We start from the raw sequence: 11,352 nt of genomic DNA on the forward strand, positions 1-11,352 counted from the left end.
CTTGGCCGCGCGCAGGTCGGCGGCAACCCGCTCCTGTTCCCGGCGCAACCAGCGGCGCACCAGGATAAACCCGGCGCCCACGGCGGCGATGAGGAGGACCTGCGCCATGGCCTACAGCCCGAAACGCGACCACAGGGCGCGCGCCTCGATCGTCGACAGCGCATCCGCGGTGAGCCCCTCCGGCCACAAGCGGAAATCGAAGCCACCGGTGCCGAAAGAAACGCTGCGCTTGCGGCGTAACCAAGAGGTGGACGGCGCCACGAGCTTGAAACGGACGTTTTCGCCGAAGACCTCACGCATCTTCGTACGCACATCCGAGATCCCGTCGATGAGACCGAGCTCCAAAGCCTTCTTGCCGCCCCAGAACTCGCCGGTGAACAGCTCGATGTCCGCCTTGTCGAGCTTGTCGCCCCGGCGCGACTTGACGAGATCAATGAAGGCCTCGTGGATGTCGAGCTGGATCGCCTTGATGCGCTTCACGTCGGCGGCTTTCTCTGGCAGGAACGGATCGAGCGTGTCCTTGTTCTTGCCGGCGGTGTAGACGCGGCGCTCCACGCCGATCTTCTCCATAAGGCCGGGAAATCCAAAGGCGGCGGCGATCACCCCGATCGATCCCACGATCGAGCTCTCATCGGCGTAAATCTCATCGCCCGCGCAAGCCAGCATGTACCCGCCGGACGCGGCGACATCCTCGGCGAAGACATAGACCTTGAGGTCCTTCTCTTCGGCGAGCGCACGGATGCGCTTGAAGATCAACGTGGATTGGACCGCTGAACCGCCAGGCGAGTTGATCTGGATCGCGACTGCCTTGGCGCCGCGCATGGTGAACGCCTTTTCGATCGCCGAGGCCACCGTCGCTAGCGCCAAACCCTGCTTGAACGGGGAATTGACACCAATCGCACCACTGAAACGCAGCACGGGCACCAAGGGTCGAGACTTCGTCCACTTCTTCGGGAGCAGTGACTTCAACATCTTCGTAAATCCGCTATCGTTCATTCGTTCTCCGTATCGTCGCACATTCCCAGACCGTAGGGTGGGTCCTTTAGACTTGTAACAATAAAGGCCAGAGCTGGGCAGCGCCGCAGCCCAGGAAACTGAGGGCTATTAACCCCATCATACGGCCAGACACCGGTCTGTCCGAGTAGAATGCTAAGGTCACTCCTACGTGGACATTTTGTCCGCTCCCGAGCGATGCGTCGATGGGGAAGCAACGCTCCTAGGGAGGGTCTTGTAATGAAGAAGTTTGCGTTCCTGAGCATTGCCATTGGCGCGTTGGCGTTCATGGTCGTGTCTCTCGTCCCGCAGCCGGCCGATGCCGGCTGGCGCCGCAAGGCGTGGCGCCAGGGCTATTATGCCCCGAACGTCTACGTCGCGCCGCGAGGGGGCTACTACGTACCGCGCTGCGGCTACACCTATCGCTACCGGCGCTGCGGCGGTGCGGGCTATCCATACGCCTACTACCCCTATTGGCGTGGGCGCTACCAGCGCGGCTGGTACCGCTAAGCGTACACAGCACTTACCTTTCGAGTTCTAAAGGGCCGCTCCTGCCGACACGGGAGCGGTCCTTTTTTGTGCTTGCCGCTTTCTCATGGTGAACGGCGGATTAACGCGCATCTCAGCTTCGGTTCAGGCCATGCCTCCTAAAACAGCATGCAAGACCGAGGAACAACCCAAGGGCTTTCGCGCCCTGTTGGAGGCAAGCATGCTGAAGAAGACACTCATCGCGGCGGCGGCCGTCTCCTTGATGGCTTTCGGCGCCACGGACGCCTTCGCCGGCAAAGGCGGCGGTGGCGGTCATGGCGGCGGTGGCGGTCATGGTGGCGGCGGTGGCGGTCACCATGGCGGTGGCCATCATGGCGGCGGTGGCAAGCACGGCGGACATCGTGGCGGAAGGCATCATGGCGGGAAGCATTACGGCCACCATCGGTCGCGCTATCCGGCTTGGTGGCTCAGCTATTCCTACCCGCGCTGCTACTACGAGGCCCGCAAGGTGCGCGTCAGAGCCTATGACCGCCGCGGGCGCCGTTACTACAGGTGGGTCTGGAGAGACGTAAGGGTCTGCTAGCAGACCTTACGGGCCCGGGAGCTCTCCTCACGCCCGGGCGATAATGGGGCTGCCGCTCATCCCCCCTGAGCGGCGGCCCCTCATTTTTTGCCGACCCTTTGTGGACCGCCGAGTTGTATGCCGCCGAAGCGAAGCGGCTCACCGCCCCGCAGCACAGCCTCCACCTCGTCCGTATAGCCGCCGTCCGGCCCATGCAGTATGAGCCCGGACAGGAGCCGCAAGGGTCCGCGGCTGCCTTTGCGGCCCTGGACGATAACCCGCGTGGCAGGCTCGCCTGCTTTCGGGAACAACGGAAAGACGGCGATGTCACCGAAGCGATCCTGAAGCGGCGGCAAGATCTCGCCAAGACGGTCGGCCCGATGGATCACGCTCACCGTGCCTTTCGGCGCCGTCATGGTGGCGAGGAAGCGGATCCAGTTTTCCAGCTCGCCCGGCGGCATCACATGGGCAACGGCCCGGCCGGCATCGGGCGCAGGCCGCACGGCACCCTCGGCATAGAATGGCGGATTGGCCATCACGTGGTCGTAGCCCTCTCGCACGAGCCCGGCCGCTTCCAGGACCTTTCCTGGTGCGGTGATGTCCGCGTTCAGCGCACGAAAGTATTCCGTGACACCGTTCTCTTCCGCATTCTGCATCGCCAGAGCGCACAACCGCTCATCGATCTCCACGGCCGTCACATCGACCTCAGGGCTCCGCGTCAGAACGCACAAGCCAGCCACACCGACGCCCGCGCCCGCATCCAGGACGCGGTCTCCCGGCCGCGCGAGCACCGCGGCGGCCAGAAACACCGCATCGCTGCCGGCTCTATGGCCAGATCTAGGCTGGACGATCTTGATGCGCCCACCGAGAAAATCGTCGGTGGAGGTCGCGGCCTCAGGCTCGCGGCTAGGCTTTGGGTTCGTCAAGGGCATGACCGACACCGGCCTCGGTGAGCAAGTTGCGCGCCTGATTGATACACCCTTCCTCAACCAGGACGCGGCGGGGCAGAATTCCGATGGAGCCTTCCATAATGCTCATATTCGTGTCGAGCACGATGAAGCCGATCCCGGCCTCGTTCAGCAATGCGCTGACAAAGGACAGAAGCACCTGGTCATTGGAGCGCAACAGTTCCTTCATGGTCGAAAAATCACCTGTCTCATCCCGTTAGACCGCTCAGCTTGACCTTCGTGGTGGACCATCGACAATATCTCGGCAATAAGCTCTTTGATACCGGGAGGAGACCGTACCCTTGGGCGTTGTCGTACAGCTATCGGGTTCTCAGGACGCAGGCGCAAGTCTTGCACCGCTCACCGCGCTTGTCGGGGACGACATGGGTCATGTCAATCGCATCATCCTCGATAAGGCCGGGTCCAATGTCGAGCTGATCCCCGAGCTCGCCCGGCATCTGATCGACTCCGGGGGGAAGCGCTTACGCCCAATGCTGACCATCGCCGCGGCCAAGATGTGCGGCTATGAAGGCGACGGTCACGTGCAGCTTGCCGCCTCCGTGGAATTCATGCACACCGCAACCTTGCTCCACGACGACGTCGTCGACGAGAGCAGCCTGCGCCGCGGCAAGATCGCCGCGCGGCTCCTCTGGGGCAACGAAGCCAGCGTTCTGGTCGGCGATTACCTACTGGGTCAAGCCTTCAAGATGATGGTCGATGTTGGCTCGCTCGGCGCGTTGCGCATTTTATCCGACGCCGCAGCGATCATCGCCGAAGGCGAGGTGATGCAGCTCACCGCCGCGAACAACACCGAGACGACTGAGGACGATTATCTCGCGGTGATCGACGCCAAGACCGCGGCGTTGTTCGCGGCCGCCACGGAAGTGGGCGCGGTCATTGCCGAGCGTCCGAAGCACGAGGCGGCGGCCTTGCGCTCTTACGGGCGCAATTTGGGTCTCGCCTTCCAGCTCGTGGATGACGCGCTGGATTATTCGGGCGAGCAGTCGAAGTTGGGTAAGAGCGTTGGCGACGATTTCCGCGAAGGCAAGGTCACACTACCTGTCGTGCTGAGTTACCGGCGCGGCAACCCCGAGGAGCGCGTGTTCTGGGAGCGCACGATAAAGGACGGCAATATTGGCGAGAACGATCTCAACGAGGCTGTCGATCTGATTGCGCGCCACAATGCGCTGGCGGACACTATGGAACGCGCGCGCCATTACGGCGCCATCGCCCGCGATGCGCTGGCGATTTTCCCGGACGGTGAAATCAAAGAAGCGCTCCTGGAAGCGATCGAGTTCTCCGTCGATCGGCCCTACTAGCGAGGCTTGCCGGGGTCGGGATCGCCAAGCGACCCCGAGGCGATCCACCAATCGGGCTCTTGTTGCGCAAGAGATGCGGCCGCGGCGTGCGCTTTTTGCGGCGTGGCGAACACGGCAAAGCAAGTCGGCCCGCTTCCCGACAGGCGCACAAGCTGGGCTCCTTCGAGTTTATTCAGCGTGGCAAGAACGGCCTGGATTTCTGGCGCGCGCGCGACCGCCACGGGCTCAAGATCGTTGGCGCGGGTGCGCGCGAAGTCGATCAGCTTTTCGAAATCTCCGGCAAGGTTTGGAGTCTCGGGCATTGGCGGCGCGGAATCGATCGGTGCCGCGTTCAGCGCACCATAAACATCCTTGGTCGCAAGCTTCACGCCGGGATTGGCAAGCAGCACGCCACAAGCCGGAAATCCTCGTAACGGCGTCACCACTTCGCCCCGTCCGGTCATGAGCGCAGGCGCGGAGTCCAAACACACAGCGACGTCGGAGCCGAGCTGCGGTGCCAGCTGAGCCGCGATCTCGTTGCTGAGCTCGCCCGGGTTGGCGCGAGCGATGAGACGCAGCGCCGCCGCCGCATCTGCCGACCCGCCGCCCAGCCCGGCCGCCACGGGCAGCGTCTTGACCAAGCTAAACTGTCCCAGCGTCAGGTGCGGCTCTTTCGCCTTCGCGGCTTTGGCGGCGTCGATGATGAGATTGTCCGCACCGAGCGCAGCCGCGAACGGTCCTTCAATCTGAAGATCGAGACCTTGCTGCGGCGTGAGCTCTACGGTGTCTCCAAGACCGGCAAAGGCGACGAGGCTGCGCAATTCGTGAAAGCCGTCGGCGCGGCGCCCCAACACCTCCAATGTGAGGTTGAGCTTGGCCCAGGCAATATCGCGATGGACGGTCATTTGCGTGCCGCGGTCACAGACGCGCTGCGCCGTCTTGGTCGCGACGGCGCATATGTCTGTTGCGATGGCTTCTACTGCGAGGCGTTGGGCTCGTCCTGCGTCGTGCTGTCTGACGCCGCCTTGGTATCGGGGGTTTCCTCAAGGCCGATCGCGATCTTCTTGTTGATCTTCTTAATCAGATCGTCCTCTGGCTTAAGCGACAGAGCCTGCCCCCACTGGTACCGGGCTTCGAGCTTGCGGCCCACGCGCCAATAGGCATCGCCAAGATGATCGTTGATGATCGGATCGTCGGGTCTGAGCTCGACGGCGCGCTCCAAATGCTCAACCGCCGCAGGCATATTTCCGAGCCGGTAATGGGCCCAGCCAAGGCTGTCGACATAGTAGCCGTCATTCGGCTTCAGCTTCACGGCCTTGCGAATGTAGTCCATGGCCTGTTTCAGGTTCATTCCCTGATCGACCCACGAATAGCCGAGATAGTTCAGGATCAGCGACTCGTCCGGCGCGAGTTCAAGCGCCTGCTTGAAGTCGGCTTCGGCTTGAGGCCAGTTCTTCAGGCGCTCATTGCAAACACCGCGCGAATAATAGAGCGCCCAGTTCTGCTTGGTCGGCTCGTCGATCAGATCGATCGCGCGGGAGTAGTACTCATGGGCCTCATCGTAACGCTCATGGGAGCGAAGAATGTTGCCGAGCGCGTCCATCGGGCGTCCGTCCTTGGGGCTCTTCGCGATGATTTTCTCAAGGAGCGCCTTGGCTTCGTCGACTTTTTCCAGGGAGTTGAGTGCGAACGCCTTCTGGATCTGTACGTTGATCCAAAGCGGCGAGTCCTCCGGGATATGACCGAAAGCCTCGATCTCAGCGTCGTACTTCTTGGCCGTCTCATAGGCTTCGGCGAGCGCGATGTGGGCCAGCGGGAAATCGGGCTTCAGATAGATTGCGAGTTGGAGAAACACGATCCCCATGTCGAGACCGCCCTCGCCCGCAAGCGCATCGCCGACGCCGTAGAACACTTCGGCGAGACCCTCTGTCGGATCGGTTGCCATCAACGGCGGCGTTCCGCCGTTATCGATCTCGGCGAGCAATGCTTCAGACAAGGGATGCGGCGCACTCTTTGACATGTGGGCCTTGAGCGTTTTGACCGCGAGTTCGCGATCGTGCGCGTTCACAGCGTGACGCGCAAAGGCATCGGCCACTCTGAGCGTGGCTGGGTTTTTCTTGAAAGCTTTCTTGTAGGACTGACGCGCAAGCTGGTGGCGTCCAGCGATGTCGGCGATGAGCCCCCGGTGGTAGCGCTGGTAGTACTGGGCCCAATCGGCGGTGCTGAGACGATCCAGCGTCTCGAAGGCTTCGTTGTGCTTGCCGTCCGCTTCCAAGACCCAGGCACGCGCAAGCGTTGAAGTCAGGTCGGCGATGGGACCTTGGCGGGCGGCGGCGAAGTGCTCTTCGGCTTGTTTGTACTCGCGCTGCTTGAAAGCTTCGACGCCCAGCAAGAACTGAGCGACTCGATGAGACGGCTCGACCTTGACCAAATCCTTGGCGAGCTTGACGGCGCGATCCCAGCGCGCCGCGGTGGTCTCCAGCAGGAAGGTCTGCTCCAGGATGACTTCGTTGTCGGGATCGCCGGCAAGCGCCTTGGAGTAGAACTCGGCCGCCGCACGCGTATCGTGACTGCCGCGCGCGACACGGCCCGACAGGTAATTGCCAAGCAACGTCCCGGCCTTGGACTTACCGGGATCCGCCGGGATCACTTCGGAATAGGCGGCAGGCGCTGCAAGGATTGCGACGAGGAGGAGAGACCTCCACGCCCATTTGCGCAGCGTCCCTCTTTCAGAAGTTGTCATCTTGTCGGTCCGGCTATCCGCCGCCCCAAATTGTTGTGTGCCGTGGCCAAAGGTATGGGCTTTTCCCAGCCCTGCAATAGCTTTTTTGAGGGCCAATCGCGGCGCGTTTATGGCCTCAAAACGGGAGGCCAACAGGGATTTCAGGGTCACATATTCGCGTAGTTGGGCCCGTCCCCGCCTTCCGGAGGTGCCCAGGTGATATTCTGGGCCGGGTCCTTCACGTCGCAGGTTTTGCAGTGGACGCAATTCTGCGCGTTGATCTGAAAGCGGACCGTGTCGCCCTCCTCCACTACCTCGTAGACGCAAGCCGGGCAGTAGCGCTGCGCCGGCTCGGCATACTCGGGCAGGTTCTGGTCCACCGGGATCGAGGGGTCGGTGAGCTTCAGATGCACCGGCTCGTCCTCGTCGTGACTGGTGCTGGACAAGAACACCGACGACAGAATGTCGAAGGTGAGTGCGTTGTCCGGCTTCGGATAATCGATCGGTTTGGACTGCGCCGCCGTGTCGAGGCTCGCATAGTCCGGCTTCAAATGTTTGAGAGTGTGACCGAGAAACGGAAACAGCGTGTTCAACCACATATCGATGCCGCCAAGTATAACGCCGAGCCGCGTCCCAAAGCGCGACCACAGAGGCTTCACGTTGCGGACCTTCTTCAACTCCTTGGCAAGCGCGCTCGACTTGAGCTTCTGAGGATAGGCATCCAGCGTATCGTGCGCCCTTCCCGCTTCGATCGCTTCGAATGTCGCTTCCGCCGCCATCATTCCGGACAGCATGGCGTTGTGCGAGCCCTTGATGCGCGGCACATTCATAAAGCCCGCGCTGCATCCGATCAGCGCCGCCCCCGGAAAGGCCAGCTGCGGGATTGCCTGCCAGCCGCCTTCGGTCAGCGCGCGTGCACCGTAGGCAATGCGCTTGCCGCCTTCCAAATGCTGGCGAATGCGCGGGTGCAGCTTGGAGCGCTGAAACTCCTTGAACGGGTTGAGATACGGATTGGCGTAATCGAGATGCACGACGAAGCCGACCGACACCAGGTTCTCGCCAAAATGATAAAGGAACGACCCGCCGCCGGTATTGTCCTCAAGCGGCCAGCCCATGGTGTGCTGGACGAGACCAGGTTTGTGCTTCTCTGCCGGGATCTCCCAAAGTTCTTTCAGGCCGATGCCGAATTTCTGCGTGCCGCTCTCACGGTCCAGGTCGTACTTCTTGATGAGCTCTTTGCTGAGAGAACCACGCGCGCCCTCGGCAAGAAACGTGTACTTGCCGGTCAGCGCCATGCCGGGCGTATAGCTGTCCTTGTGGCTGCCATCGCGCGCCAGACCGAGATCGCCGGTGACGACGCCTTCGATCTCGCCGCCGGCGCCGATGATCGCCTCGGTCACGGAGATGCCCGGATAGACCTCGACGCCCAAAGCTTCCGCTTGCTCGCCAAGCCAGCGGGTGAGGTTGCCGAGGCTTCCCGTGTAGCAACCGTGATTGCTCATGAGCGGCGGCATAAAAATCGTGGGGAGACCGAGGCCGCCCGTCTCCGACGTCAGATAATGGAAATGGTCCGCGCTCACCTCGGTGGTGAGCGGCGCGCCCTGGTCGCGCCAATCGGGGATGAGCGCATCGAGGGCAACAGGGTCTATCACGGCGCCGGACAGAATATGGGCGCCCACCTCGGAGCCCTTCTCCAGAACGACGACGGAAACCTCTTTGTCCTTCTCGGCGGCGAGCTGTTTGAGGCGGATTGCGGCGGCGAGGCCTGCGGGCCCTGCGCCGACGATCACCACATCGAACTCCATGGTCTCGCGTTCGACCTGATCGCTCTCGCTCATCTCGCCCCTTTCGTTCCAAAGGCTTTTTTGGTTCAAACCTCCGCCGCTCTGCCCGCTCCGCCCCGCAGGCACAGCAAATCGGTGCTAAATTGAAGCCACCCAGCTTCACGCGATGGCCCGGTGGGCCGGGCAATGACAAATAGAGGATCGGCACGGGCATCGCAAATGACTGGAAGCCAAGCAAAAGCAACCGCGGACGTGCTGGCCTGGTACGAGGCCATGGGCGCCGACGAGGCCATTGGCGAGGCTCCGGTCGACCGCTTCGCCGCACCGCCAGCGCCAAAGGCCAAGGCAGCGCCCCAAAAGCCGGCCGCGGCGCGTCCCCGCCCGGCCCCTAACTCAGCGAAGCCCGCCGCATCGGCTTCGGCATCGATGGCGCCCGAATCCATTGAATCGGCGGCGACGCTCGAAGAGCTGGAGGCGCTTGTCGGCCAGTTCGAAGGTTGCGCCCTGAAGCGCACCGCCAAGAACACCTGCTTTTACCGCGGCAGCACGGCAGCTCGCATCATGCTGATCGGCGAGGCGCCGGGACGCGACGAGGACCTGCAAGGCAAACCCTTTGTCGGGCGCGCAGGGCAATTGCTCGACCGCATGCTTGGCGCCATCGGCCTCGACGAGAGCTCCGTCTACATCACCAACACGATCTATTGGCGCCCGCCAGGCAATCGCACGCCGACGCCTGAAGAGATCGGCTCTTGCGCGCCGTTCCTGTCGCGGCAGATCGAGCTGCTCAAGCCCGACGTCATGGTGCTGCTCGGCGGCGCGGCGGCGAAGTCCATTCTCGACGTCACCGACGGCATCATGCGCTTGCGCGGGCGGTGGAAGATCTACAGAACGGAGACCCGCGACATTCCCACGCTCGCGACGCTGCACCCGGCCTATCTGCTCCGCAAACCGGGCGAGAAGCGGCTTGCATGGCGCGACATGCTGATGCTGAAGGAAAGACTGGAGAGTTTGAAGACATGACCGCGCGTATCGACGAGAGCCGCCCATTCATCCCCGTGCGCATCGCCGTGCTCACCATCTCCGACACGCGCACGCCCAAGACGGACAAGTCGGGTCCGCTGCTGGTCAGCATGATCAAGGATGCAGGACACGTTGCGGCAGAGCACGCCGTCGCACCGGACGAAGAGAAGAAGATCCGCAAGCAGGTGAGAAAGTGGATCAAGGCGAAAGACGTCGATGTCGTGATAACCACGGGCGGCACCGGCTTCACCGGGCGCGACGTGACGCCGGAAGCCGTGCGCCCGCTATTCGACAAGGAGATCGACGGCTTCTCCGTGCTGTTCCACATGCTGAGCTATCAGACGGTCGGCACGTCCACGGTGCAATCGCGCGCTTGCGGCGGCCTCGCCAAAGACACGCTCATCTTTTGCGTGCCGGGCTCACCGGGCGCTTGCGAGGACGCCTGGAACGGCATCCTCAAATTCCAGTTGGATAACCGCCACCGGCCCTGCTCGTTCATCGAGCTGATGCCGCGCCTTACCGAGAGCAAAAAGAAGAAGGCGAAAGCCAGTTAAGGCCGCGACACATCACGGGCAGACGGCATCGAATTCGGGCGGCAACGCGAGCACGGTGACCTCGTCGTCACCGGCGGTCGCGTCGCGAGCGTAGAGCTCGGGAATCACCACCAGCTGTGCCCCATCGGCGCTGCGCCGGATCGCCAGGTCGGCGGGCCCCTTTAGGTCGGACATGGTGCCGCCCGGCTCAAGCGCGAGCGTGGTGGCTCTTTGGCCTTCGCAGCTGACTGTCACTTTGCCGGGAATGTCGCCACGAATCTGGGCGTTCAGCATCACGCCGCCAGCGGTGAAGTCGAGGCCATCGAGGGCACCCAGGTCGCCGTCGACTGGCGGCGGCAGATTGTTGTTGGCGATGTCCTTCTTGGTCAGGGCGTAGATGCCGCCGTTTGCCGGGTCGGGCAAGCTCGCGAATGCCCCAACGGTGTTGACGTAGATCTTGCCGTTCGTGGGCGAGACCTCGACCCCGTCAGGGTTTCCGGGGATCGCGAGGAACTTCGGCGGATCGGCCGGAGACTGACCGTCCGCAAGAGCGTCAAGCGCGCTGTGCGGGATCATCCAGACGCCACCCTTCGCCTCGAACGGCGGATCGAACTGACCTGCCCCGATCGCGGTGTCGGTGACAAAGAGGTTGCCATCGGCGTCGAACCCCAGCGCGTTGATCAAAATGATCGGGCTACCGTTGATCTTCTCGAACACCGATCCCTGGCCAGTGTCGATCTCGCCGAGCACCTTGCCGGCTTCGCTAAACGCTAGAAGCTTACTGCGCATGCGGGTTGGGTCCTTGACCACCTGACCGTCGCTATCGACGAACGGTGCCGAGCCGGTGCACAGAAAGATGGTACCGGCCGGGAACTTCTTCGTAGCCACTGGCAGGACGCCCATGCCGAGCGGCCCGGTCAGGCCGTCGATCAACTTCTCCTCGGCCATCGCCAGCTCACCGTTGCCCTTGACCTTCAGCTTACTGATATACCCCGCGCCCTCGA

The 11,352-nt window shown here is 62.6% G+C and carries 12 protein-coding genes; 5 read left to right on the plus strand and 7 right to left on the minus strand.

The window, feature by feature from the left end:
* Positions 1 to 111: 111 nt before the first annotated feature.
* Positions 112 to 996, minus strand: a complete 885-nt coding sequence (locus tag ABY454_RS10855) for a S49 family peptidase (RefSeq protein ID WP_372930602.1) — start codon at positions 994 to 996, stop codon at positions 112 to 114.
* 237 nt (positions 997 to 1,233) lie between these two features.
* Here ABY454_RS10855 and ABY454_RS10860 point away from each other — a divergent pair, with 237 nt between their 5' ends.
* Together ABY454_RS10860 and ABY454_RS10865 are read left to right on the plus strand one after the other, a co-directional pair.
* Entirely contained in the window at positions 1,234 to 1,503 is a 270-nt protein-coding gene (locus tag ABY454_RS10860; protein ID WP_372930604.1) for a hypothetical protein, read from the plus strand.
* A gap of 199 nt (positions 1,504 to 1,702) precedes the next feature.
* Positions 1,703 to 2,065 carry a hypothetical protein gene (locus ABY454_RS10865; RefSeq protein ID WP_372930606.1) on the plus strand — a complete coding sequence of 121 codons (363 nt, stop codon included), beginning with the start codon at positions 1,703 to 1,705 and terminating at the stop codon, positions 2,063 to 2,065.
* Positions 2,066 to 2,145: 80 nt separating this feature from the next.
* Here ABY454_RS10865 and ABY454_RS10870 read toward each other — a convergent pair whose 3' ends face one another.
* A complete protein-coding gene (locus ABY454_RS10870) occupies positions 2,146 to 2,976 on the minus strand; it encodes a tRNA1(Val) (adenine(37)-N6)-methyltransferase (RefSeq protein WP_372930608.1) in 831 nt (276 codons plus the stop codon).
* The gene (locus ABY454_RS10875) at positions 2,951 to 3,181 is read right to left on the minus strand and encodes a DUF2007 domain-containing protein (protein WP_372930610.1); all 231 of its coding nucleotides are present in this window, start codon (positions 3,179 to 3,181) and stop codon (positions 2,951 to 2,953) included. Before ABY454_RS10875 ends, ABY454_RS10870 begins: the two co-directional genes overlap by 26 nt.
* Before the next feature lie 112 nt (positions 3,182 to 3,293).
* Between ABY454_RS10875 and ABY454_RS10880 the strand changes: the two genes are divergently transcribed.
* Positions 3,294 to 4,310, plus strand: a complete 1,017-nt coding sequence (locus ABY454_RS10880; RefSeq protein WP_372930612.1) for a polyprenyl synthetase family protein — start codon at positions 3,294 to 3,296, stop codon at positions 4,308 to 4,310.
* On the opposite strand, the gene ABY454_RS10885 is transcribed toward ABY454_RS10880, so the two are convergent.
* The 3 genes from ABY454_RS10885 to ABY454_RS10895 all read right to left on the minus strand — a co-directional run bounded on the left by ABY454_RS10885 (position 4,307) and on the right by ABY454_RS10895 (position 8,849).
* Positions 4,307 to 5,194 carry a 4-(cytidine 5'-diphospho)-2-C-methyl-D-erythritol kinase gene (locus ABY454_RS10885; protein WP_372930614.1) on the minus strand — a complete coding sequence of 296 codons (888 nt, stop codon included), beginning with the start codon at positions 5,192 to 5,194 and terminating at the stop codon, positions 4,307 to 4,309. The genes ABY454_RS10880 and ABY454_RS10885 overlap by 4 nt on opposite strands.
* A 71-nt stretch (positions 5,195 to 5,265) precedes the next feature.
* Positions 5,266 to 7,032 (minus strand): tetratricopeptide repeat protein, encoded by a 1,767-nt coding sequence (locus ABY454_RS10890; protein ID WP_372930615.1) that lies wholly within the window; start codon positions 7,030 to 7,032, stop codon positions 5,266 to 5,268.
* A 146-nt stretch (positions 7,033 to 7,178) separates the two neighbouring features.
* Complete coding sequence (locus ABY454_RS10895) at positions 7,179 to 8,849, minus strand: electron transfer flavoprotein-ubiquinone oxidoreductase (RefSeq protein ID WP_372930616.1); 1,671 nt, start codon at positions 8,847 to 8,849, stop codon at positions 7,179 to 7,181.
* Between the two features lie 165 nt (positions 8,850 to 9,014).
* Between ABY454_RS10895 and ABY454_RS10900 the strand changes: the two genes are divergently transcribed.
* Both ABY454_RS10900 and moaB read left to right on the plus strand, forming a co-directional pair.
* The gene (locus ABY454_RS10900; RefSeq protein WP_372930617.1) at positions 9,015 to 9,815 is read left to right on the plus strand and encodes a uracil-DNA glycosylase family protein; all 801 of its coding nucleotides are present in this window, start codon (positions 9,015 to 9,017) and stop codon (positions 9,813 to 9,815) included.
* Complete coding sequence (gene moaB / locus ABY454_RS10905) at positions 9,812 to 10,369, plus strand: molybdenum cofactor biosynthesis protein B (protein ID WP_372930619.1); 558 nt, start codon at positions 9,812 to 9,814, stop codon at positions 10,367 to 10,369. Before ABY454_RS10900 ends, moaB begins: the two co-directional genes overlap by 4 nt.
* 12 nt (positions 10,370 to 10,381) lie before the next feature.
* On the opposite strand, the gene ABY454_RS10910 is transcribed toward moaB, so the two are convergent.
* Positions 10,382 to 11,352, minus strand: a 971-nt coding sequence (locus ABY454_RS10910; RefSeq protein WP_372930621.1) for a hypothetical protein, incomplete at its 5' end; no start/stop codon positions are given.

The organism is Methyloceanibacter sp., from assembly GCF_041573655.1.
In the GTDB taxonomy this organism is placed as follows: Bacteria; Pseudomonadota; Alphaproteobacteria; order Rhizobiales; family Methyloligellaceae; genus Methyloceanibacter.

Bases quoted from the DNA above. Each gene is read 5' to 3' on its own strand.
- ABY454_RS10890 (WP_372930615.1), bottom strand. From the start codon at position 7,032: ATGACAACTTCTGAAAGAGGGACGCTGCGCAAATGGGCGTGGAGGTCT.
- ABY454_RS10885 (WP_372930614.1), bottom strand. From the start codon at position 5,194: ATGACCGTCCATCGCGATATTGCCTGGGCCAAGCTCAACCTCACATTG.
- ABY454_RS10875 (WP_372930610.1), bottom strand. From the start codon at position 3,181: ATGAAGGAACTGTTGCGCTCCAATGACCAGGTGCTTCTGTCCTTTGTC.
- ABY454_RS10900 (WP_372930617.1), top strand. From the start codon at position 9,015: ATGACTGGAAGCCAAGCAAAAGCAACCGCGGACGTGCTGGCCTGGTAC.
- ABY454_RS10860 (WP_372930604.1), top strand. From the start codon at position 1,234: ATGAAGAAGTTTGCGTTCCTGAGCATTGCCATTGGCGCGTTGGCGTTC.
- ABY454_RS10865 (WP_372930606.1), top strand. From the start codon at position 1,703: ATGCTGAAGAAGACACTCATCGCGGCGGCGGCCGTCTCCTTGATGGCT.
- ABY454_RS10895 (WP_372930616.1), bottom strand. From the start codon at position 8,849: ATGAGCGAGAGCGATCAGGTCGAACGCGAGACCATGGAGTTCGATGTG.
- moaB (WP_372930619.1), top strand. From the start codon at position 9,812: ATGACCGCGCGTATCGACGAGAGCCGCCCATTCATCCCCGTGCGCATC.
- ABY454_RS10870 (WP_372930608.1), bottom strand. From the start codon at position 2,976: ATGCCCTTGACGAACCCAAAGCCTAGCCGCGAGCCTGAGGCCGCGACC.
- ABY454_RS10855 (WP_372930602.1), bottom strand. From the start codon at position 996: ATGAACGATAGCGGATTTACGAAGATGTTGAAGTCACTGCTCCCGAAG.